This is a genomic window from Sphingomonas sp. S2-65, assembly GCF_021513175.1.
In the GTDB taxonomy this organism is placed as follows: Bacteria; Pseudomonadota; Alphaproteobacteria; order Sphingomonadales; family Sphingomonadaceae; genus Sphingomonas.
Map to the genome: position 1 here is coordinate 2,363,732 of NZ_CP090953.1, position 22,073 is coordinate 2,385,804.

The 22,073-nt window shown below is 64.1% G+C and carries 22 protein-coding genes and 1 pseudogene; 7 read left to right on the forward strand and 16 right to left on the reverse strand.

From position 1 onward, the window contains the following. Positions 1 to 236: 236 nt before the first annotated feature. Positions 237 to 959, reverse strand: a complete 723-nt coding sequence (locus LZ586_RS11035) for a TetR family transcriptional regulator (RefSeq protein WP_235076352.1) — start codon at positions 957 to 959, stop codon at positions 237 to 239. 87 nt (positions 960 to 1,046) lie between these two features. On the opposite strand from LZ586_RS11035, the gene LZ586_RS11040 reads away from it, so the two are divergent. After that, on the forward strand, positions 1,047 to 1,712 hold the full coding sequence (locus tag LZ586_RS11040; protein ID WP_235076353.1) for an O-methyltransferase: 666 nt from the start codon (positions 1,047 to 1,049) through the stop codon (positions 1,710 to 1,712). Positions 1,713 to 1,831: 119 nt separating this feature from the next. Here the strand turns inward: LZ586_RS11040 and LZ586_RS11045 are convergent, their stop codons facing one another. Next, positions 1,832 to 2,572, reverse strand: coding sequence for a helix-turn-helix transcriptional regulator (locus LZ586_RS11045; protein ID WP_261346002.1), 741 nt, complete (start codon positions 2,570 to 2,572; stop codon positions 1,832 to 1,834). Between the two features lie 89 nt (positions 2,573 to 2,661). Here LZ586_RS11045 and LZ586_RS11050 point away from each other — a divergent pair, with 89 nt between their 5' ends. Beyond that, complete coding sequence (locus LZ586_RS11050; protein WP_235076355.1) at positions 2,662 to 3,078, forward strand: VOC family protein; 417 nt, start codon at positions 2,662 to 2,664, stop codon at positions 3,076 to 3,078. Between the two features lie 239 nt (positions 3,079 to 3,317). Here the strand turns inward: LZ586_RS11050 and LZ586_RS11055 are convergent, their stop codons facing one another. From LZ586_RS11055 to LZ586_RS11090, 8 genes are all read right to left on the reverse strand, one after another. Beyond that, positions 3,318 to 4,868, reverse strand: coding sequence for an FAD-dependent monooxygenase (locus LZ586_RS11055; RefSeq protein ID WP_235076356.1), 1,551 nt, complete (start codon positions 4,866 to 4,868; stop codon positions 3,318 to 3,320). Positions 4,869 to 5,491: 623 nt separating this feature from the next. Beyond that, positions 5,492 to 6,220 (reverse strand): TlpA disulfide reductase family protein, encoded by a 729-nt coding sequence (locus LZ586_RS11060; RefSeq protein ID WP_235076357.1) that lies wholly within the window; start codon positions 6,218 to 6,220, stop codon positions 5,492 to 5,494. A gap of 414 nt (positions 6,221 to 6,634) precedes the next feature. Further along, entirely contained in the window at positions 6,635 to 6,952 is a 318-nt protein-coding gene (locus tag LZ586_RS11065; protein WP_235076358.1) for a helix-turn-helix domain-containing protein, read from the reverse strand. Between the two features lie 24 nt (positions 6,953 to 6,976). Then, positions 6,977 to 8,095 (reverse strand): hypothetical protein, encoded by a 1,119-nt coding sequence (locus LZ586_RS11070; RefSeq protein WP_235076359.1) that lies wholly within the window; start codon positions 8,093 to 8,095, stop codon positions 6,977 to 6,979. A 21-nt stretch (positions 8,096 to 8,116) separates the two neighbouring features. Then, positions 8,117 to 9,796: a hypothetical protein gene (locus LZ586_RS11075; RefSeq protein WP_235076360.1), complete on the reverse strand. Its 1,680-nt coding sequence runs from the start codon at positions 9,794 to 9,796 to the stop codon at positions 8,117 to 8,119. A 1-nt stretch (position 9,797) separates the two neighbouring features. Then, positions 9,798 to 11,162 carry a hypothetical protein gene (locus LZ586_RS11080; protein WP_235076361.1) on the reverse strand — a complete coding sequence of 455 codons (1,365 nt, stop codon included), beginning with the start codon at positions 11,160 to 11,162 and terminating at the stop codon, positions 9,798 to 9,800. After that, entirely contained in the window at positions 11,159 to 12,247 is a 1,089-nt protein-coding gene (locus LZ586_RS11085) for a hypothetical protein (protein ID WP_235076362.1), read from the reverse strand. Before LZ586_RS11085 ends, LZ586_RS11080 begins: the two co-directional genes overlap by 4 nt. Before the next feature lie 471 nt (positions 12,248 to 12,718). Beyond that, a complete protein-coding gene (locus tag LZ586_RS11090; RefSeq protein ID WP_235076363.1) occupies positions 12,719 to 13,642 on the reverse strand; it encodes a DUF1320 domain-containing protein in 924 nt (307 codons plus the stop codon). Between the two features lie 605 nt (positions 13,643 to 14,247). On the opposite strand from LZ586_RS11090, the pseudogene LZ586_RS18305 reads away from it, so the two are divergent. The 4 genes and pseudogenes from LZ586_RS18305 (at position 14,248) to LZ586_RS11110 (ending at position 16,480) form a co-directional block, all read left to right on the forward strand. Continuing rightward, positions 14,248 to 14,657, forward strand: a pseudogene (locus LZ586_RS18305) (RHS repeat-associated core domain-containing protein). Positions 14,658 to 14,884: 227 nt separating this feature from the next. Then, on the forward strand, positions 14,885 to 15,190 hold the full coding sequence (locus LZ586_RS11100; RefSeq protein ID WP_235076364.1) for a hypothetical protein: 306 nt from the start codon (positions 14,885 to 14,887) through the stop codon (positions 15,188 to 15,190). Positions 15,191 to 15,197: 7 nt separating this feature from the next. Beyond that, positions 15,198 to 15,926: a hypothetical protein gene (locus tag LZ586_RS11105; protein ID WP_235076365.1), complete on the forward strand. Its 729-nt coding sequence runs from the start codon at positions 15,198 to 15,200 to the stop codon at positions 15,924 to 15,926. A gap of 251 nt (positions 15,927 to 16,177) precedes the next feature. Beyond that, positions 16,178 to 16,480: a hypothetical protein gene (locus LZ586_RS11110; protein WP_235076366.1), complete on the forward strand. Its 303-nt coding sequence runs from the start codon at positions 16,178 to 16,180 to the stop codon at positions 16,478 to 16,480. A gap of 216 nt (positions 16,481 to 16,696) precedes the next feature. Here the strand turns inward: LZ586_RS11110 and LZ586_RS11115 are convergent, their stop codons facing one another. Together LZ586_RS11115 and LZ586_RS11120 are read right to left on the reverse strand one after the other, a co-directional pair. Beyond that, positions 16,697 to 17,359 carry a COQ9 family protein gene (locus tag LZ586_RS11115; protein ID WP_235076367.1) on the reverse strand — a complete coding sequence of 221 codons (663 nt, stop codon included), beginning with the start codon at positions 17,357 to 17,359 and terminating at the stop codon, positions 16,697 to 16,699. Further along, on the reverse strand, positions 17,359 to 18,300 hold the full coding sequence (locus tag LZ586_RS11120; protein WP_235076368.1) for a DMT family transporter: 942 nt from the start codon (positions 18,298 to 18,300) through the stop codon (positions 17,359 to 17,361). The genes LZ586_RS11115 and LZ586_RS11120 overlap by 1 nt, the downstream gene beginning before the upstream one ends. A gap of 55 nt (positions 18,301 to 18,355) precedes the next feature. On the opposite strand from LZ586_RS11120, the gene LZ586_RS11125 reads away from it, so the two are divergent. Beyond that, a complete protein-coding gene (locus LZ586_RS11125; RefSeq protein WP_235076369.1) occupies positions 18,356 to 19,465 on the forward strand; it encodes an alkene reductase in 1,110 nt (369 codons plus the stop codon). Here the strand turns inward: LZ586_RS11125 and LZ586_RS11130 are convergent. The 4 genes from LZ586_RS11130 to LZ586_RS11145 are packed head-to-tail and all read right to left on the reverse strand — an operon-like array spanning position 19,453 to position 22,072. Further along, positions 19,453 to 19,917: a hypothetical protein gene (locus LZ586_RS11130; RefSeq protein ID WP_235076370.1), complete on the reverse strand. Its 465-nt coding sequence runs from the start codon at positions 19,915 to 19,917 to the stop codon at positions 19,453 to 19,455. The two genes, LZ586_RS11125 and LZ586_RS11130, sit on opposite strands and share 13 nt — an antisense overlap. Positions 19,918 to 19,921: 4 nt before the next feature. Further along, positions 19,922 to 20,341: a 6,7-dimethyl-8-ribityllumazine synthase gene (locus LZ586_RS11135; RefSeq protein ID WP_235076371.1), complete on the reverse strand. Its 420-nt coding sequence runs from the start codon at positions 20,339 to 20,341 to the stop codon at positions 19,922 to 19,924. Next, on the reverse strand, positions 20,341 to 21,477 hold the full coding sequence (gene ribB / locus LZ586_RS11140) for a 3,4-dihydroxy-2-butanone-4-phosphate synthase (RefSeq protein ID WP_235076372.1): 1,137 nt from the start codon (positions 21,475 to 21,477) through the stop codon (positions 20,341 to 20,343). The genes LZ586_RS11135 and ribB overlap by 1 nt, the downstream gene beginning before the upstream one ends. Beyond that, positions 21,464 to 22,072: a riboflavin synthase gene (locus LZ586_RS11145; protein ID WP_235076373.1), complete on the reverse strand. Its 609-nt coding sequence runs from the start codon at positions 22,070 to 22,072 to the stop codon at positions 21,464 to 21,466. The genes ribB and LZ586_RS11145 overlap by 14 nt, the downstream gene beginning before the upstream one ends. Position 22,073 lies beyond the last annotated feature (1 nt).

Consider the following 22,073-nt stretch of genomic DNA (forward strand, 5'->3'; position numbering starts at 1 on the left):
AGAGTGGGACCTAGCGGTCCGATCGTTGCTGCTGCCGAGTTACGATCCGCCTGATTGGTCGGCATCCGGCCTTCCCTGTTCAGCCGCCGCCCGCTTGTCCGCCTTGGCTTGTGCCTTCTTCGCGGAATCGGCCGCTTTGGTCCGTTCGCGCTCGCGGCGCTCGAAGTCGTAATTTGGTTTGCGTGCTATGTCGGTCGCTCCCGAAATCGAGGTGGAGCCTGAGCAAAACGCTCGGCCTAAGAACCCTTACTTCCCGCTACACCGATCCATCGCTTGCGACTAGGCTCGTCGCAAGAGCCGCATGCGCCGCGAGGTGCGGCTTCGGGCCCAGCATGTGCATCCGACAACCGCTCTAGATACGCGCACAGCATGTCAGCCAATGCCTCGGCATAGTCATGGATCTCCTCCAGCGTTCGTGGGGCCGCCGAGAAGCTGCTGCCGACCGCACTCAGCGTCGTCTTGATCAGATCGCCTGCGAGCGCACGCTTGGCATCGCTGGCGCGCGGCGCGCTTTCCAGAAGGAAGGCGTGGACGATATCGGCGCTCTCCGCATGGGCTTCGGCCGCTTCGGGCGCGTCGCGATAAAAAGGTGCCGCGTCGTTCAGCGCGATCCGGATCGTCGCCTCCTCGCATTCCGAGCGGAGGAAGGCGTGGACGAGCGCGCGGACCCGCGCATTCGGTGGCATCAGGCGGTCTTCGAGAATTTCGCGGAGCATGTGAGAGGTCCGGCGCCACTCGTCGCTCTGCAAGCGAAACAGGATCGCCGCCTTGTTCGGGAAATATTGGTACAGCGACCCCACACTAACGCCGGCGCGTTCGGCGACTCGCGCCATGGTGAAACGCTGCGCGCCTTCGCGCTCCAGAACCTGAACAGCCGCATCGAGCACCGCCGCGACGAGCGCGTTGGAGCGCAGCTGTTGCGGCACCTTGCGCGAGGAAACATCGTGGTTCCGCGGCATCTTCGATCGCGCTCCGGCCAATGCGAATAGTCAAACCTGACGAACTAATCGTATTCCTTGTGGCAGGCAAACGCCCAGGAGAAACCGATGACCACGCTTATCACTGCACCCGTCGCACCCTTGCTCGACCGCCTGTTCACCGAAACCGATGCCGCCCACCCGATGGCCGATCCGGCCTTTGCGGCGATCTCCAGCGAGGAACGGCTGCGGCTCATGCGCAGCAAGACAGACTATCGCCGCTTCTACGCGGAACTGAAGGATTACGGGCTGCCCGTGTCGCGCGACACCGGCCGGCTGCTCTACATGCTGGCGCGTTCGACCGGCGCGCGCTCGATCGCCGAGTTCGGCACGTCGTTCGGCCTGTCGACGCTGCATCTTGCCGCCGCGCTGCGCGACAATGGCGGCGGCCGGCTGATCACCACTGAATTGGAGCCGTCGAAGGCCGCGAGGGCGCGCGAGAACCTGGCGGCCGGGGGGCTTGCCGACCTAGTCGAGATACGGGAGGGCGACGCGCTCGACACGCTGGCGTCGGACCTGCCCGACACGATCGACCTGCTCCTGCTTGATAGCGCGAAGTCGCTCTACATGGACGTGCTCCGGCTCGTCCAAAGCAGGCTGCGGCCGGGGGCGGTGATCATCGCCGACAATGCCGATCATTGCCCGGAGTATCTCGAACATGTCACCAACCCCGACAACAGGTATTTCTCGATGGCGTTTACCGACGAAGTCGAACTCACGATCCGGTTGGCCTAGGATCCGGATGCAGGCGGTCCGTTTGACACGGACCGTGGCTCGCTGGTTGAGAGGTGACGGAGACCCAGAACCGGCGCTCACAATGAAATCGTCGCGCTCCAGGAGCGGGCATTCGGCGATCACGCGCGGTCGGTCGCAGCGTGCGATGTTCGCTGAGCCGCCATTGCGGCCGACCCGCGTCGCTCTCGCAACCGGGCCAAATAGTCACGTAGGAGCGGTACACGACGCGGGCGAAAACTCGCGCCGTTCGGGCGTACTTCAGCTATGCGATCGGTTCGGAACATTCGAAAGTCTTCACGAAGGCAGCACCAGCTAAGAACCGTTACGCACTCTTCGGTGTAGAACAGCGAAAGCGGCAGGATTGTCCTTTGGCTCCTGGCGCCATCGCCGTCGACATAGCATATATCGATCGCTTGTTCCCGCCAGCATGCAGCCCGCAAGGGCGCAAGGTCGAAATCCAGGATGTAGCGCGGCTCCGGGCGAAAGACCTGAGCGATCGCGTGAAGCAGCTGCCGCTCCCGATCGTCGGGCAAGGTCGCGGCGATTTTGGCGAGCACCGAATCCGCAGCCTGCGCCAGTGCAGGATCGCCCCAGGCCCGGACTTCGGCCAGACCGAGCGCGAGGACTTCGATCTCGTCCTCATCGAGCATCTGTGGCGGCAGCGCAGGGTCTTCCAGCAGACGGTAGCCATAGCCTCGCTCGCCTTCGATCTGCGCACCTGCAGCGCGGAGCGCGTCGATGTCTCGATAGACCGATCGCGGCGAAACGCCCGTCTCCTCTGCAAGGCGCGCCGCAGTGATCGGTCCGGCCAGCGTGCGCATCGCGTGAAGCAGTCGGAGCAAACGGGAGGAGCGCGACATGAACCTACTGACGGAAAATGGCAGTTGGTGGCCGCTATGTGGGTGTCAGGCGGCAAAAGCGAGAGTCGCCGACATCCTGGAGCTGAAGCATGACCTTTACCGTAACGCCCCATCTCAATTTCCGCGGCCAGGCCCGCGCCGCCCTTGGCTTCTACAAACAGGTCTTCGGGGGTGAGCAGACGCTGATGACCTATGGGGCGATCGGGCAGCCCGAACTCGGCGCTTCGCCCGACCAGATCATCTGGGGACAAGTCGTCACCGATGATGGCTTCCGAATCATGGCCTTCGACGTGCGTGCGGGACAAGAGCATGATGCCGGCACCAACGCCTTCTATGTATCGTTGCGCGGATCGTCGGTCGACGAGGTCCAGCAGCGCTGGGCAGCGCTAGCCGAGGGAGCCACGATCCAACAACCGATCGGTCCGTCCGCCTGGTCGCCGCTTTACGGCATGCTGACCGACCGGTTCGGTGTCATCTGGATCGTCGACGTCGATCCGCGGGCCTGACCTCATGGCGCCGAGAGCGGGCCGGAATATCGTCCCGCTCTCCCGTGCGTGGGTGTCTCTCAGATGTGGGTGCATGGAGCCGTTCAGCGCGGCAACTGATTAGTTAGACATTCGCGGGCAACTCGCAGCTTCCCGGAACCCGACGTTCATTCAGGCGAGCTACACTGTCGCCCATCTGACTGAATCCGCCGACGGTACGCGTTGGGAACGCTCGCCACGATAGACTGCAGACGCTTGGCTTAGTTGGAATCCGGCCAGCGCATCGCATCATCAGGGTTGCCGAACCATTGGTACGCTGCGCGGACAGCATCTTCGTCCGGAGCGGCATCAGCGCCGGCCCAGGCGACGATCCCATCGGGACGCACCAGCAACGCGCTCAAGTTTGACCGATCCGTTGCGTCGCTTGCAACATAACGGATCCGATTGCCCCAGCGGGCTGCGAGTGCTTGCAGCGTTGCGCGGGCTTCGAAGTCGAGCAACAGGCCGCGCCCATCCCGAAGGTGTTCGTTCAGCGTCATGCCGTCGACAAGTTCGAAATCGGGCGCGCTACGACCCAGCAGCGGATGGCTGGCGCCGAGATCGTAGCGAAGGCCGACACCCCAAACGCGCTCGGCGAAATAGGTCGCGCCGTCTCGCGTCTCGATGAGATCGCGGATGATCGTTTCAAGCGCGCGCGAACTCGGGCTCGGCCGCATCAGGGTGACCTGCGCGCGCGACCAATCGAGAATCTGCGCAGCCACGGGTTGCCGTTCGCGTGCATAGCTGTCGAGCAGATCGGCCGGCGCATCGCCACGCACCGTAGCGGCGAGCTTCCAGCCAAGGTTCATCGCATCACCGAGCCCGAGATTGAGGCCCTGGCCGCCCAGCGGAGAATGGATGTGCGCGGCATCGCCAGCCAGCAGCACGCGACCCTTCCGATACTCGCTCGCCTGGTAGGCACGATCGGTCCAGGTGGTAGCCAGTTCGAGCGCCGTCACGGCGACGTCGACGCCGGAGATTTTTCGCAACACCACCTCGATGTGGTCGCGCGTGATGGGGCCGTTCCGATGGAAGGCGCCCCCGTCGAAATCGACCATCGCGATCATGCCCGGCGCTGCATAGGTGTACATGCCCGCCGTCGTGTAGTGCCGGCCGGTCTTGAGCATGTCTGGATCGGCGAGCACGACCTTTGCCGAATAGCCGGTGAACTCGGGATTGGTGCCGGTGAAGCCGATGGCCGCCGCCTTGCGCACGAAGCTGCGCCCACCATCGCAGCCGACAAGCCAGCGTCCGCGGAACGTCTCGCGGCAGGCGCTGACAATCACGCCTTCATCCGATTGCTCGAGCCCCTCGATGCCGCGGCCGCGCCGGATCTCCACGCCCAACGCGTCCGCGCGAGCCGCCAGCACAGCCTCGATGCTCGCCATGTCCGCCGCGATGTTGCTGACCGAGCCGGGGCGACGATAGGGCCATCGCGCGCTGTCGACCTGGTCATGGAAGAACTGGATGCCGGCGAAGTGACCGCCAGGGCGGCGCTGTTGTTGCGTCCAGTGCGCGGCTGCCGTGCCACGGCTGGCCGCGCGATCCCGAAGGGCTGTCAGCAGATCGCGGCGCTCGAAGCTCTCGATGGTCGGCACGGAAAGGCCGCGCAGTCCGAACGGAAGCTCCTTTAGTGGCGAACGCGGTTCTTGCGCTTGCTCGAGAATGAGCACCGAACAACCCGCGAGCCGCAACTCACAGGCGAGGAATAGGCCCACCGGGCCGGAGCCGGCGATTACGACATCATGAAATTCGTTGCGGGCGGCGTGCATGATAGCTCCTTGGTCGATGTTCGACCGGAGCGTTCCTCAGTTCGAGACCCACACGGACGAACGATCAGGGCGCAAAGCGGCGCCCGATGTTCGTCGCGGGGATCTCGGGCACGAGGCCAAAGACCAGAGCTCTCGTTGCCGAGAGGACTTGGGCTCACCAGACCAAGTCTGCCTTTTCCGACGCGGCTCACCTAGCGCCGTGGCTCATTAATCGCAACGCCGATTAACCCAGCAATCAGCGAGTGCCGCAATCAAGGCGTGTCTGCACTCGTACGCAGAACAGCCTTACCCGATGACTCAGTTGTGGACGTTCGGACCGCCCTTCCCGCTTCCTAACTTCCGACATTCGTTCAAATCAGACCAACGGCCTACTTCTCGGAGCCGCACCAGTGGTTCGAACTTCTTCAAGTGGGTGTGAAGCGTACTGGCAGCTTTAGGGGCGAAGCGGCAATAGCCGCCGTCACACGCCGACCGCAGCGAAGGATCACCCGCGCCCCAGATCCGGACCACATGAGCAGGTTCTCGCACCCTAATCCGGTCAGTTTTCCGGACGTCAATCGCGGCCGCGAAGGCTAAGGCTAGCTTACGTCCGGCAATCCGACCTTCGCGGCTTGCACATGGGGTTAGCCAACTACCTTCTTGACGGCGTCGTCCAAGCGCGGATCTCGCCCGCCAGCAACGGCGGCGCCGGAGATAACCTTAGTGGGCCTGCCGCTGCGATCGAAGACCAGGATGCGCGGAACGCTTAGCTGATCCACCCGAGTCAGTTTCAGAAAGTCGGCCGCGTGTAGCATAGTCAAACCAAGCTGTTCCGCGCCGGCCTCGCGCAGAAAAGCGGGTCCTTTGACGCGCTCCACCTCCGGGGTGCCGATGTTGAGGTAGACGATGTTGAGCTTGTCGCGCGCATATTGTTGGCGGAGTCGCGCCAGCTCGCCCGCTTCCTTCTTGCACGGAATGCACCAGCTCGCCCAGGCTGCAATGACCGTGGGTGTACCTGTGGGCGCTGTCGCCGCAAGCGTGATCTCCGGCTTGCCCACTGGGCGAACCTTCATCGATCGCGCTTCGGCGAGAGACATTGGCAGCGTGTCCTGCACCTTCTTCATCTGTGCAGCGATCCTCGCCTTTTCGGCCGGCGTTAATTTTGCGTAAGCCGCTTTTGCCTCGGCGAGCTTCTTTGCCATTTCCGAGTCCGGGCTGGCAGTCTCACCACTTTTCACAGTGCGTGCCTCCGTCGTCGGCTGAGATTTGCGATCGCAAGCTGACAATAAAGCAAAAGAACCGGCCAGCATCATGCAAGATATTGCCTTGCTCATGTAACCTCCCCACGGCTGTATATCAGCAACGTCTGTCATCTTAGATGGCAGCCTTCTTCACTCTTCACAAAATACCAGGCACATGTACGTCCGCTTTCGGGCGACGTGAGCAGTGACCTGAACGACCGACTTTGGGCGGAAACCGACCGGCAGCTTAGCGGCTGCAAGGACCCGTAACCCACCTTTCCGAGCCCCTTCCGGCTTCGCAGAAGCGGACGTACATTCATTTCAGCCTGATACTTCCGCTAAGCGCCCGATCTTGGTCATTCAATGCACGCCGAGCTGGTCCTGAAACCTGCTATTCGTTTACTCTTCAATCGACCTTTTGCCACAAGGTCTCTGGCGCAGCGAGGGAGCCCCGACCACGTGGCGGCCGCGGTCGAAGCTCCAAGAAGCGACGTTCTACGGGGCACAGCCGCATGTTTGGCCCTTCATCTTTGATGACGCTCGGCCCTATCGAAATTGCGCCAACAAGATGCAAAGCTCGATCCTCCGCCTGATGTCGAGCTTCGTAAAAATGCGGCGCAAATGCGCAGAAACCGTCCACGGGCTGATTCGAAGATTGAGAGCTACCTCCTTGTTCGAAAGGCCGCGAGCCACCAGCACTGCGATCTCATGCTCGCGCGAGGATAGAAGCTCCAACAGCGACAAAATGTCGGACCGCGGCACTGCCGCGAAAGGCGAGGCGGCACGCTGCGCGACCTCCTCCGGTTTTACGTTCATGCAAGAAGCATGGTCAGCCGACCAGCGGCGAGCAGGCGTCTGAAACATGGGTTTCTCCCGATCCCCTGTGCGTCAACCTACTCGAGTCGCCGGCTTGAAGGCGACGACATTATCGCCTTTACTTCCCGGCACTCTGCGCAACCCAATGGATTCGGCACTGGTGAGCCAATCCTCGCACGCATCGACAATCGCTTCAAGCAATGCCTCGAAGTCAATTCTAACCTGCGTCAGCAGATAATCTTCCGCCAACCATCTTAGGATGGATCGGCCCGCTACCGCCATTCGGCTGCGTTGAGAACTCAGCGGAATTTCGTGCATGTAGCGCTTGGTGATTTCCTCAAGCACGTCCCAGCCATTGTCCGCGCCGAACAAGTTGATCACGTCGTTCGACCCCAGGATGTCGAACGCCTCCTGCAGCAGCACCATTACTTCGGCGCGCAACACGGCGACGTTGCCGTAAGAAACCTGCTTGAGATTGTGACGAAGGTCGAGGCCCGAGCGTCGCACGACCGCCATGCTGCCGAACGTCTCGCGACCGCCATCCGGTCGCAGCACCTCCGACACACGCTTGTCCTCGAAGAAGCGCGAGACATGCTGACAGAAGTTGCTGAGCAGCGCGTGAAAGGCGGTATTCGGTTCGGCACCGACCGGCGGGGCGACTTCGGTGTAGCCGAACACCTTGCGATAGATCGCACGCCGTTCGCGCTGAGTGTAGCGCAACACGCGCTTGCGATCGAACTGGTAGAGCGCCAGCGCGCCTGGCCCGTCCGACAGGCGGATCTCGCCTGACTGGAAGAGCTGCTGCAGCTTGAGCACCGCGCGGAATACGCCGGCGCGCTCGTGCTGGTAGATGTAATAGAGGTCGCCGACGGCGATGAGCCGCTCGCGATTGATCTGGTTGTCGTAGGTAGGCACCAGCGGCTGCTGGGCCACTTCGCCGAGCGTCGTCGCCACCTGCGATCCCATGCCGAGCAGCGCGCCCATGCCGCGGTCGTCCGCGGGATCGCCGGGCCTCCGTGCGGCCGCGGAGAGCAGCAAGTCTTCGGCCTCATCGATATAGCGGTTGATGATCTCCGCCTGCTGCGGGTTCTTGGCGAGCTCGTCACGCGCTTCGATCACCATCGTCGAGCGTGCTTCCTGCAGCCGCGCGATGAGGTCGTTAAGTTCGGCGAAGGTCTTGGGATCGGGCATGGCGGTATTCCTCGAACAGGGTCAGGCGGCGGGTTGCAGCATTGTCGCGACGGCATCGCTAGCTCGCTGCAGCAGGTATCCGATTTCCTTGATCTGCCTGCGCGCGCCAATCAGGCGCAATTCGGCGGTGTAGGTGGCCGAATGCCGCTGGAGCGCCGCTGACAGGCGGAGCAGCTCGGCGAGGTCGATCGCCAGGACTGCGAGTTCCTCGCGGCGCAGCGTCGGCGCCTTGTCATCGCCGGCGGCGAATGGCGCGGAGATATCCTCCACCCATCCGGCGAACTGCGCGATGGAGACTTCGGGATGCCGATGCCCCCCGAAATACATCACCTCCTGCTCCTCCGGCGAGTTGCCAAGCCGGTCTAGCTCTGCCCGCAGAGCGGCTGCGCTCACACCCAGCAGGGTCAATGTCTGCTCCACCTCGGCGCCCGCGCGACCCGCATCGGTGGTGCGATCGGCGATGATGGCCGTGCCGATCGCCTTGAGCGCCTCGTGCAGGGCCTTGATCCGCAGATCGACTTCCACCGTCGGGATCGCGGCGCCGGTGACGATGCATCGTTCAGACTGGTCGAGCGACTTGAGCAGCTCCTCGATCCGAGGGAGGGCTGCAGCGGCTCGCAACCGCTCACACCGGGCGATGCCGCCCCGTTCTAGCCAGTCGGCGACCGACAGAACCAGTCGGCGGAACCGCCCTTCGCCTTGTCCCGGCGTCGGGCCGAGCGGCGCGGACGCGATCGCGACAATGTCGTCGAGATTGACGCGAATGCGATCGCGCAGCTGCTCGGTATTGTAGCTGGCAAGCAGCGGGGTGTAGTTCAGCATCGACGGCAGTTCGTCGATCAGCTGCAGCAGCAGCGTCGCTTGCGAGCGAAGCATCTCAGCCTGGAATAGGCCCACGCCGCGCAGTGACGGACCCGCTACGGCTGCGGAAGACGGGCGGGTCGAAACCGGCAGTCGATCAACGCGGTGATAGGTGCGCACGCCGTCGTGATCGCGGAACGCAAAGCCGCGCTTGAGGGCGTCGATCAGCAGCCGCCTTGCTTCTTCCTTGCGCGTATCGAACCCTAGCCCCGAGCCGGTATGGGGAAGATCGAGGGCATCGAGCGTCCGCGAAAACTGCGCGCCCACGCCGGTCGGGCGTTGGGTAGGCGCGACCAGGGCCGCGTTGGACGAATTGATCGACGCCATCAGGTCCGCGAGGAACTCCCGGCTGGGGAGCGTCTCCACGACCGTCTGGACGAAGGTAGCGTCAATCTCAGTGACGGGCTGCTCGGTCGAACGCATATCTTCGGTCTCCTGGCGGGATAGGGTAACGTCGAGCGAGGTTCGGAACAGCGTGTCGCCGAGAAGCTGCCCCTCCTCGCTCAGGCGCTCGATCTTGCGCAGCACCTCGTGCAGCGCGGTGCTCTCGACGGGCGTTTCGTTCAGCTCGGCCTCGATCTCGTCGACGACCGCACGGATATAGAGATCGCCCAGCGCCTGGGAGAGTTCGAGCGCGGCGACGACATCCGAGGTGCCTTTCCGCGCAGCCAATTGAGTACGCACCCGCTCCACGCCCATCGTGAGTGCAGTCACCCATTTGCGTTCGGCAACCTCGCTCTTTTTGCGCTGCAGCTGGCGCAGATGCTTGCTCAACTGGGCGACATTCGCTTCGGCCTGCGTGAAGAGGCTGTCGAGAAACGCCTGAGGGTCGTCGGTCATGTCAGCACCTCCCCAGCGCTTCGTAGAAATTGCGTGCGATCACCTGCGGCGGCGTCTTGGCGCGGGAGAGCGCCTGACGCGCGGCGGCGATGAGGAAGCGTTCGGGCAGCACGCCGGTGTCGGTGCCGGTCTGCAGCCGGTCCGCCGCTTCCCGGACGAGCTCCGCATGCTTGGGCTCGAAGCGGATAACGTCGATCAGCGCGCGCCCACCATATTCGACGCACGGTGCGAAGCAGATGGCATCGAGCACGGCGTCGATCTGTTCGGGCAACCGTGCCCGCACCCAGCCCGGAACGCGCGCCCAGGCGGAGGCGGGGTACAGGGCGTCCCAGGCGCGGCGATAGGCTGCAGCGTCCTCGTGAAAGCCGATCCGTTCGAGCAGGCGTGCGTTCAGCGGCACGCGGATGATCGGCGTCGGGTGCACGGCTTCGTCGTTCCAGGCAGCGGTCGACTCTCGCGATCGACCCACCACGTCCATTAGCGCGCCGACATATGCCGGGCCGATCAGCAGCAGCCCGGACAGGTCGGCATAGGTTTCCTTGTGCCAGCGCTCCCATACCGCGGCGTTTGCCGAGGGCAGATTGCGGCGGCGAAAGGCGGCGGCGATCCGGCCGGGGATCACGTTCCAAAGACCCAGATCGTTCTGGAGATTGTGCGAGACCTCGTGCGGCACCGCCCCCAGCGACCAGGGATTGAGCAGGCGCAGATAGGGCACCTTGACCAAGGGGAAGGGATTGGCGAGCTGGCCGATCTTGCCCAGCTTCACGCCGCGACGGAACGTTGCCGGGCCGAACCCCGCTTCCATATAGGCGAAGGGTGCCGGCGAAGGGATCGAGCGCGCTTTGCCGAGCCCGAGATAGACCGCCTGATAGCAATCGAGCGCAATTCGATCGAGCGCGCCAAGCCAGCTGGCGAACGGCCCGTTCCGCTGGCCGAACAGGTTGAGATAGAATTCCCAAAGCTGTTCGGTATCGCGCGCGCGCGTTTCGCCAAGCTCCTTGAGCTTCAGCAGCGCAGCACGGCCTGCGTCATCGGCGGTGGTCAGGTCACGCGCTCGTACCGCCAGTTGGCGTTCCTCGCTGCCTTGCCGCGCCAGTGAGCCGGCGATCAGTCCATTCACTGCCGCCAAGTGCGCGCGGCTCGGCGTGTTGGGGCCCTTGCCGAAATCGTCTTGTTGGAACGGACGCAGTCCGCTGATGTAACGCGCGGCGTTTACGGCGGTGCGATAGGCGAAGTAGGGCAAGGAGCTGGTGCCGCCCGGCGCCCGCGTCACCGGCGGCGCGGCCTGCCGAGGGCGCTTCTGCGTCGGCGCGGCTCGCGGCCCCGCCTGCGCAACAGCGCGATCCAGAGCGATCAGCGCGTTCACCAGGCCATCTCGCGCGATGCCGCCGCGGCGGGGCGCGACGCCGGCGCGACGGCGATCGTCGCGGCCATCCGCGCGAGCGCCGGCAGGCGCGGCTGCAGCGTCTTGTGGATCAGCACCGACACCGCCGGCACTGCCCCGGGCGGGACCAGCGGGAAGCGCTGCCCGGTCTGCGCCAGCGCCGACGCGATGATCGCGCCCAGCGCGAGATTCTCCGATGTTCCCTTGGGCGCTGAGCCGATCGTGCGGACGAACTCGGCGGCGAAATCCCCGGCAGCGGTGGCGACCCAGGCGTGGCGGAGTCCCGGCAGATCCGCCGCTCCGCCACGCTTGCGAACATAGCCGAGGATCAGGTCGGGATTGACCGCCGTATCGAGCGCCTTGGCAAAGGCTGGCGCGACCGCAGGGCGGATTTTCGCCCGTGCCGCTTTGGCTTGTGCCGCCAGCTGCGTCGCGCCGCTCGACGCAACGCCGCGGGCGGCTGGGGACGGGGACACTGCCGATGGCGCTCGCGACGGCGCAGCCGATCCAGCGAGCCGCCGCGCGGCGACCTCCCACCCGGTTTCGCCGTCGGCCTCCTTAGCGAGCGGCAACGCCCGGCGCTTGCCCTCGACTTCGCGTGCGAGATTGGCGACCGCACCCAGCGCGATGATCGTGCTGATCACGTCGTTGCGGCTAATCAGCTCGGCGGTCGCGGCCGCAATCACCGGAATCGCGGCCGTCGGAATCTTGCCGCCAACTTCCGCGTTGAGCCTGGTTAGGGCATTGGCGACCACATGCGCAGCAATTGCCTTGCGCGGGTCGCTGCCTTTTTCGACGGCGCGGATGATCACTTGTCCGAGTGCCGCCGACGCATATTGCACGATCTTGTGCGAAATTGCCGCGTCTATCCCGAACTGTCCCGGGATGATGATGTTGGGGACGATCGCCCCCTGCACCGCGGCGAAGGCGGACGCGCTGTACTTGAAACGCGCTTCGCCTTCGCGTCGGCTTCGATCCGCGCGCTCGCGTACCTTGCCAGCGTCGCGCACCACCGCACCGATCTGCGTCTTGGAAGGCCGGCCCCGCCGCCGCGGATCGCCGGCCATCGAGTCTGCGCTGTCGCGTTCACCGTTTATGATGCGGAAAGTTTTGAATGGCGCTTGGCGACGAAAGGATGCGTCCCCGTCTAGTTCGTTGAGCGCCTCGCTAAGTGAGGTTCCCGGGCCGAACGTCACGGCTCCTCGCAGCAGGCGGGTCAACTTCACAAGCGCGCGGTTGATGTCAGGTAAGCTATATTTCTGACTTGTGGCGATATCGTGAACTGCGTTGCCAAGTGCGTCTGTGACGCTTTGACTCCAAGAATTGTTAGGATAGTTAGACCTGATCCGCCGGAAGTGTTCCTTGGCGGAATTGATCAGCAGTTGTCTATTCAGATCGAACCACCCCTCATCAAGCGGTTGTTTCGAGGGTGGTACTAATTTGCGAGGTCGCCGTTTGCTCGACGGAGGAGGCTGATCCAGCGATGCCGGTATTTTAAATGGATTTATCATCGCCCACTCCCCTATCCAACAATCTGTTCAGGAGAACCGTTCGGCACTCTTGATCGCTCTGCGGTCGAGCGAGCGCTTCTTGGCGGCGTTGCTGGCCAGCGCCTTGCCGATCGCCTGCTGGTTCGACAGCGTGCGGTTGGCGTGCTTGGCCATCACGCGCACCGCGATGCGCGGCGTCACCGGCTTGCCGGCGCGCGCCTTTTGCGTGAGCGTTGCGACGGTCCGGCGCTGGATCGTCGGCAGCGTGCGGATCAGCGCGCGCGCGCGCGGGTCTCGGCTTTGCACCAGCGCGCGGGCGACATTGCCGCTCGCCTGGCTCAGCACCGGCAGCACGGTCTTGACCGGCAGCGGCGCGCGGCTGCCGATGAAGATGGTGATCTGCGAACCCAGCGACTGGGCATCGGCAGCCCGTCCGCGCGAGGCGGCATGAGCGACCGATTCGGCGAGCTGGTCCTCAGTTGTCGGCACATCGGCGACGGCGTTCATCTCGTCCTCGCTCTCGCCTTCGTCTTCGGCCTCCATCTGCTGGACGAAGCCGCCGAGCTTGCCGCCGATTGCGGCGCCGGCCGGCCCACCGAGCGCGCCGCCGATCACCGAGCCGATCTGCGGCGCGAATTTCTTGGCGATCGGCGCGACTGCCGATGCCGCCTTTTTGGCGGCTTTCCAGATCGAGCCGAAGAACTCGTCCCCTTCTCCATCGAAGCTTTCACCGTCATAGGCCTCGCCATAGCCGGAGAAGCTGCCGACTTCCTCCGAGCCTTCGGCTTCGAACTCGTATGAGAAATGATCCTCATCCTCATACTCGCCGTCATAGCCATTGGCGAAGTTGTCGAAATGATCCTCGTCTTCGGAGGAATATCCGCCGCTTTCCGAGCTCATGAATCCGAGCGCCAGATCGCGGTCGAAGTCCTCGTCTTCCATATCGCCATAGCTGGTGGTGCGGTCGAGCATCGCCCGTCTCCTTCGCGCCCGGACGACAGCGCCCGAGTCCCTTCGCCTAGGAGTGTGACAGACGCTGTCTTGGGCAACAGCCGCACGAATAGGCTAGTTCATTCGAACTAGGAGTGCCGCCCACATTGCATGAATGCCATGGATCAGAACGACATGCTATTCCCCGTCGAGTGCACGTTGAACGTCCATCGAAAAGTGAATTGCCGATGCCTCGCTCGAACAGCAGGTCTTCGACGTTCTTCAGCGAAGGCGGACGTACGTCACCACCACCAGCCGGATCACCTCAGGCATGAGTTGAAGTAGCGGAAAAGGGCCGGCGGGCTTCCGAGCACTGGGCATCAGACCCGCCTAGCACTCGCTCCTTACCGCCCCGTGCATTTGCTCTGACGAGCCCATGTCACGTGCTACACGCCCTGACTGCCAGCCGGTGCGTTTGGGCTGACAGCGCCGGTGAGCCGTGTCGCCTCAGCGCCTTCTTACATCGGGCTGATCGAGCACAAGGACGAGACTTAGCGGGGCCTGCACGCGGGCGATCATAGACCGAACCACATGGGACCAAGTGCAGGCGAAGCTCGCCACCAATCTCCAGGGCCACCGCGAGGGCAGTGCCGTTGCGGCTGCCGGGGCAATATTGCGATGCAGAAACCGGGCTGCACTACAACCGTTTCCGCTATTACGATCCGGCGCTGGGCGGTATCTGACCCGAGATCCGATCGGCATTGCTGGCGGTCTCAACCTCTACGCCTATGTTAGTAACGACCCTATCAATCGCGCCGGCCCGAAGGGGCTGTGGTGGAAGGCTGCGCTGTCGATCGCCGCGGCAGTCGCCGTCGCGGGCGTGGCGGTGGCGACTGGGCCTATGACAACGCAACGGGCAGCCCGCGCCCGTGGAGTTGGAGCGACGCAGGTTTTGCGACTGGCCTCGGCATGGCGGGGGGCGCGGTTGGGCGTTTCCTTGCTGGCGGCGCTCGTCCCTCCACGGTGGCTCGCCCGAACCCTGCTCGCCCAAGTATAGCTGGGCGGCCGGTCGCAAAGCCTGTGCCTCCGAAGCCAGCAACTCCCAGGCCCGCACCTCCGAGACCTGCCGCTCCCAAGCCCGCAGCGCCTAAACCTACGCCGCCTAGGCCGACCACAAAGCCGCCGAGCCGACCGCGGGGGAAGGATGGCCGCTTCGCGTCCACGGGCAAGCAGCCGCCCCGCTACAATCGCAAAACGGAGTATCCCAGCGGCTATCGTGCAGGCGTGGTTGACGACGTCATCAAGCAGAACACCATCAAGAGCGGGCCCAACGCGGGCAAGGTGCGTACCATGGACGGCGACATCGTTGAGCCGACCGATCCACGGCTAACCATCGAGCATCAGAAGCCTGTTGTTGAGCACTGCAATGAGAAGGGATACAATTCCACCCGACAAGTGCGGAACGACTTCTACAACGACAAGAGCAACATGGGTCTACGACTGGGTAGCCCCAACAACGCCGACGGCGGTCGGATGTCCGCTGCCGGCGTTCGTTATCGCCAAGATCTCGGACCCAATTATTCAAAGTAGGAAGTTAATGATCGACCTCCAGAGGCTCCGAGAGAATTTTTTCCCCGTAGTCGCCGCGGGAGCGCTGGTTCGCGCCGCCGACGAGCTCGCGGAGAAGACGATATATAGCCACTTCCTCTTGCCTGATGGCGAAACAGACGCTGTGCCCTTTGTGGTCTCCGATGATATCGTTGATGACCCCTTCGCGCGACAGCTACTCGAAGCGGCCAGAGGCCACCGGCCCAAAGGATTGGAGAAGATTGCGTTTCACGAAAATAGCTACGGTTTCTCCCACCTAATTCTCGTTGCGCCAGCTTATCACTCCGAATTGAAGGGCCGCTTGGATGCCGAGCGCGCTTCTACGGTTCTGGTCGTGCCGATCTTCGAGCCCGAGTTTTCCGGAACGGAGACGGTTGAGGAGTTCACTACGCTGCGCCGAGAGGTGGTGCCGGCAAACCGCTGGGATCGCACTGTGCATCCTAAAATTCGTCTTCGGTTCGACAATGCGCCTTCCGGCAGCGGGACAGGTGACGATTATGTCTTCGTCACCTTTCAACAACTTATGTCCGAAGTTGGTAATTTGATGGGCACATCTGACGGGTTTATAGAAGTAATAAACTACAAGGATGAAGTAATCGAAATCGTTTACGCGCAAGACGAACTATATTCGGTGATCCACGATCGCGATGACAACAACGCGGTTTACGCTAACTTTGATGAGACGGGTGACGCCATCTGGGCTATGCTGAATGCCTGACGGCGTCCCGTTGTCACGGACGAATTGGTAATCTGAGCGAGTATGGCGTTGCCGTAAATGCATGAGCTTTATAAACGGCGGTTTGCGCCGATCACGACCACCGTAAAGTTCTGGAGTGCGATGTTGACGCTGCGGTGCGCGGGTTCTGGGATGGCAAGAACCATCCAAACCCAACGCGGCGTATCCATCGAAGCTCGGCGGGTCAGAGGCGAAATGAGCCACGCCTAAGGGGTCTGCTACCGCTGACGAGCGTGGAACGTCGTCATTTCCTGTTCCTGTCCTTCCCACTCGCTCGAACTGGACTGAAATTCTCAATGAAGGCCATGACGGTACGGATGCGTTCGCGCAGGTTTCGTACTTGGCCGGAACGCTTTCGTGCCGAGCCGTTCGCGCGACCCATCTATCTGAAGATCAACGCGCTTGGCGTGAAGGGTCTAGGCGAAGTCGCGATGGTGGGGGTTGCGCCTGCGATCGCCAACGCCATTCATCACGCGACCGGCAAACGACTGACGCGACTTCCGTTCCGGGTCGAGCATGTCCTGCAGGAAGGTTGACGACGACGCGCTGTGTGACTTGGATCCCATGCCAACGGCGCGGCGCGGTAATGGTGCGGGGCGCTTATCGGCATCCTCAACCGACAGGAGACGGCACCGGCAAGCGCCAAGACGGGCGCACTACATCGGCAGTGAAGTCCCTTGCGTTCACATCGAAGGCGCGAAGGCGACGCAGCGAAAGTCGGTGTTCGAACCAGGGCGTCCTATCCGCCGACTTCAGATCGCCGGATAGCGGAGGCGGCCGATGAAGCGCGACAGGCTTGGGCGATGGGTGGTGCGGCCAAGGAATTGAGCCTTCGCCTTTTCGAACTGCATGATGTTCTCGATGCGCCGCGCTAGGAACGCGCGCGTTTCGACATGGCCGTCGCTGTCGTCCTGGAGGAACACCGCTACCGTCGCAGCATAGATCCCAGCGAGTATCGCCCGCTTGGTATAATGGTTGTAGTCGGTCGCAACGTCCCCAGCGAGGCGCCACATCACATCCGCCGAGCGCCAGCCCAGCTTGGCGCCGCGCGGGGCATTTTGCGGCATCGCCAGGATCGCAAGCGCACGGCGCAGCGCTTCGCGGCTCGGCGCGGCGATATCCAGCCGCGCTTCGACGAGCGTAGTAATGCGCTGGCGGATCTTCATCGCGGCAAGCGCCTCGGGCGTGAAGCGCTCGGCCAGTGCGCGGTCGATGCTCGCGAACCACGCGTCGATCATCGCCACGGCGCCGCCGGAGAAGGCCAGCCGCGCCACATCGCGGTCGACCTGGAGGCTGTCGGCCGCCGCGTCGAGCGCCGCGCCGTTCCAGCCGTCGAATGCCGCATTGGCGGCGATCACGGGGGCGAGCGCATCGCGCAGCTCGTCCAAGGTTGCATCTGCGAGATCCTGGGCCATCACGCCGATTTAGGCGCTTGGCGCCCGGGTGCCAAGCTGCCGCGGCGCTCGGCACTGCTCTGGCGCACCAGCACCAGCGCCACTGCGACCAGCACAGCACCCAGCGCATCGGCAGGGGCAAGCTGTTCGCCGAAGATCACCCAGCCGAGCGCGGCGGCCACGGCAGGCTGGATCAGCAAGGCGATGCCCACGACAAGCGGGCTGAGATGCCCTAGCGCATAGATCATGCAGCCCTGCCCGATCAGCTGGCTGACCACCGCCAGCGCGAGCAGCGGCCACCAATTACCGGGCATCACCTGCTCGCCGAGCGCCAGCGACAGGATCAGCAGCGGCGGGATGGTGGCGAGCGACGACAACGCCAGGGCCGGCACCGGCGCCAGCCGCGCACGGGCCCGCGACATGAAGATGAAATAGACGGCATAGAGCACACCGGCGAGCAGGCAGAACAAGTCGCCCACCAGATGCGTCGAGGACAGGCTGGCCGAGCGCCCGAGCAGCAGCCCGCCGCCGACCGCCGCGAGCAGCAGCGCCAGCGCCTGCATGCACGACGGCCACATCCGCGCGGCGATGAAGCCATAGATCGGGAAGATCAATGTGGCCGAATTGCCGAACAGCGTCGAATTGGCGAGCGTGGTGCGGACGATGCCGATATGCCAGCTGGCGAGATCGGCGGCGAACGCCACCCCGGCGATCGCCAGCACGCCCCACAGCCCCCTCGACGCAGAGATCGGCCGCGTGCCCATCGCGAAGGCGGCGACCAGCAGCACCGGCGTCGCCAGCGCCAGCCGCCAGAACCCTGCCGCGACTGGGCCGACATCGGCATAGCGCACGAACAACGGCCCAAACGCGAGCGCGACATTGGCGACCACCACCGCCAGCACCGCAGTCACGGCATGGCTTGTCGCGGCGACAGTTTTTCTTGGGGGCACCGAATCCTGCATGCCATCCTCTAACGCCCTATCTCAGCCTCGTCACAACAAGAAGGGTCATCCCCGAATGCCGAACCTGTTCGATCCCATCCAGATAGGCGCTATCCCCGCCGCCAACCGCGTGCTGATGGCGCCGCTGACTCGCGGGCGCTCGACGCGCGGGCATGTGCCGACCCCGATCATGGCGGACTATTACCGCCAGCGGGCGAGCGCGGGACTCATCATCAGCGAAGCCACCGGGATCAGCCAGCAGGGGCTCGGCTGGGCTTATGCGCCGGGGATCTGGAGCGCGGAACAGGTCGAGGCGTGGAAGCCGATCGTCGCGGCGGTGCACGAAGCAGGTGGGCGGATCGTCTGCCAACTCTGGCACATGGGCCGGCTGGTGCATTCGGATTTCCTGGGCGGCGAACCGCCGGTGTCCGCATCGGCGACCACCGCGCCGGGATCGGTGCGCACCTATCCGGCCGAAGAATCGGGCGAGATCAAGCGTCCCTACAGCCAGGCACGCCCACTGCGGACCGACGAGATTCCTGGCATCCTCGACGATTATGAGCGTGCGGCAAACAACGCGATCCGCGCTGGCTTCGACGGGGTGCAGATCCACGCCGCCAATGGCTATCTGATCGACCAGTTCCTGCGCGACAATGCGAACTTCCGCGAAGACGGCTATGGCGGGTCGATCCCCAACCGTGTCCGGCTGCTCAGGGAAGTGACCGAGCGGGTGGTGAACACCGTCGGCGCAGGGCGCACCGGCGTACGGCTGTCGCCCAACGGCGAAGTGCAAGGCGTCAACGACAGCAACCCGGTGCCGCTGTTCGAGGCGGCGGCGGCAACGCTCGAAGAGCTCGGCGTGGCGTTCCTGGAGATGCGCGAGCCACGTCCCGGCGGCACCCGCGGCGAACCCGACCAGCCGCCGGTCCATCCGGCGATGCGCAAGGTCTATACGGGCGTACTGGCGCTCAATTCGGACTATGATGCGGCCAACGCACAGGCGGCACTCGACGCCGGCGAGGCCGATGCGATCGCGTTCGGGCGCGATTTCCTCGCCAATCCCGATCTGCCGCGCCGGCTGAAGGAAGACCTGCCGCTTAACGAGCAGCGCGAGGAGCTGTTCTATATCGGCGGAGCCGAAGGCTATACCGATTATCCCGACTACAGTGCCGCTCAGGCGGCCTGATCGAGACTATCGACGAAGCGGGTGCTGGCGGCGCGCAGGCGCTGCCGCACCTTGTCGCTCAGCAGGAAACCGACCATGCCGAGCGCCAATGGCCAGAACAGGAAGGCAAAGGCGACCAGCAGCGCGATCGCGATCGCCCCGCCGAAGCGCACGCCATCCAGCCGCTTGCGAGTCACATAGTTGATCCGGATCGTGCGCGGCGCCTTCTCGTCATAGAAGGGCTTGGTGACGAAGGTGTCCGCGTCGATCCCGGCACCACCTCTACCGCGCCCAACCCCGAGCGGCGGCGTACGGGGGGCGAAGTTCCATCCCGGCCGACCGAGCTTTTCCACGATAGGCGGCGCAGCCCCGCCGGGCGAGCGCACCGGCACGCCGGTACGCGTGTCGATCACCTCCAGCCGCCGCCCGCGCTCCACCACCTTGTAGCGGGAGGGGGGCGGCTGGGTGGTCATCGGATCAGGAGAACTTCTGCTTGAGCGCAAGCATCGCCAGCGCCGCCTTGGCCGCTTCGCCACCCTTGTCCTTCTGGGCAGGGTCGGCGCGGACCAGCGCCTGCTCGTCATTCTCGACCGTGAGGATGCCGTTGCCGATCGCCATTCCGTCGAGCGCCAGCGCCATTATGCCGCGCGCGCTTTCGTTGGAGACGATCTCGAAATGATAGGTCTCGCCGCGGATCACCACGCCGAGCGCGACATAGGCGTCATACTGGCCGGTATCTGCAGCCAGCGAGATCGCACCGGGCACTTCAAGCGCCCCGGGGACGGTGATCACTTCATAATCGTGCCCGGCTTCCTGCAGCGCGGTACGGGCGCCATCGAGCAGCAGGTCGTTCAACTCGGCGTAGAAGCGGGCTTCGACGATCAGGACGCGGGCCATCAGTGTTCCATATCGATTGCACGCTCGCCGACGATCGAGAGGCCATAGCCGTCGAGCCCGACAAGGGTGTGGTGGGTGTTGGTGAGCAGGACCATGTCCTGCACCCCGAGTTCGGTGAGGATCGTGGCGCCGACGCCGTAATCGCGCAGTTCCTCCATGTCCTTTTCGGCAAGCATGCCGGCCTTGGCCGCCAGCGCGACGGAGAACTGGTCGGGACGCGGGCGGTTGATGACGACGACGATGCCGGCGCCTTCGCGGCCGATGATCTCCATCGACCGGCGGAGCAGCCCGCCACGGTCACCGCCTTCGCCGAAGATGTCGGAGAAGGGCGAAAGCGCGTGCATGCGGACCAGCGTGGGCGTGGCGGGATCGATATGCCCTTTGACCAGCGCGACCTGTTCGGAGCTCGTCGCCTTGTTCCAGAAGGTCATCGCGGTCCACTCGCCGCCCCAGTCGCTGGTGAAGCGGGTTTCGGCGCGCTTCTCAACGAGATGGTCGTGACGGCGGCGATAGGCGATCAGATCGCGGATCGTCCCGATCTTGAGATTGTGGAACTGGGCGAAGGAGACGAGGTCGTCGAGACGCGCCATCGTCCCATCGTCCTTCATGATCTCGCAGATCACGCCCGACGGATTGAGGCCTGCCAGCCGCGCGACATCGACCGCGGCCTCGGTGTGGCCGGCGCGGACCAGCACGCCGCCATCGCGCGCGACCAGCGGGAAGACGTGGCCCGGGGTGACGATGTCGGCCTTGTCCTTGGCCGCGTCGATCGCGACCGAGACGGTGCGGGCGCGGTCGGCGGCGGAGATGCCGGTGGTGACGCCTTCCCTCGCTTCGATCGATACGGTGAACGCGGTTTCGTGCCGGGTTCCGTTGGCGCGGCTCATCAGCTCGAGGCCCAGCTGGTCGACGCGCGACTTGGTCATCGCCAGGCAGATCAGCCCGCGCCCGAACCTGGCCATGAAGTTGATCGCGTCCGGCGTCGCCATTTGCGCGGGGATGACGAGGTCGCCTTCATTCTCGCGGTCCTCGTCATCGACCAGGATGAACATGCGGCCATTGCGGGCCTCGTCGATCAGCTCCTCCGGGCTGGAGAGGAAGCCGTGCTTGAGCGTGGCGAGTTCAGGCTTTGGCACGGAGCGCCTCCATGCGCTGGAGATAACGGGCGAGCACGTCGATCTCGAGGTTGACGGTCTGGCCCGGCTTCAGATCGGCGAAGGTGGTGACTTCGGCCGTGTGGGGGATGATGTTGAGCATCAGATTGACGCCCAGATCGGTGTCGGCGATGTCGTTGACGGTGAGCGAGACGCCGTCGACGGTGATCGATCCCTTGGCCGCGACATAGGGCGCCAGGTCTTTGCCCGCGGCGATGACGACGCGGTGCGATCCACCTTCTTCCTTTATCTCCAATACCTTACCGATGCCGTCGACATGGCCGGTGACGATGTGCCCACCCAGTTCGTCGCCGAGCTTGAGCGCGCGTTCCAGGTTCAAGCGGCGGCCCTGCGTCCACTGATCGGTGGCAGTGCGCGAAATCGTCTCGTTCGAGACGTCGAAGGCGAGTTCGCCCGGCGCCTTGTCGACAACGGTCAGGCACACGCCCGAACAGGAGACCGACGCGCCGAGATCGATGCCGTCCGTGTCATAGGCAGTGGAGACGCGAACGCGCAGGTCGCCCTGCTGGTGCGCCTGGGTGATGGTACCGATGTCGGTGACGATTCCAGTGAACATT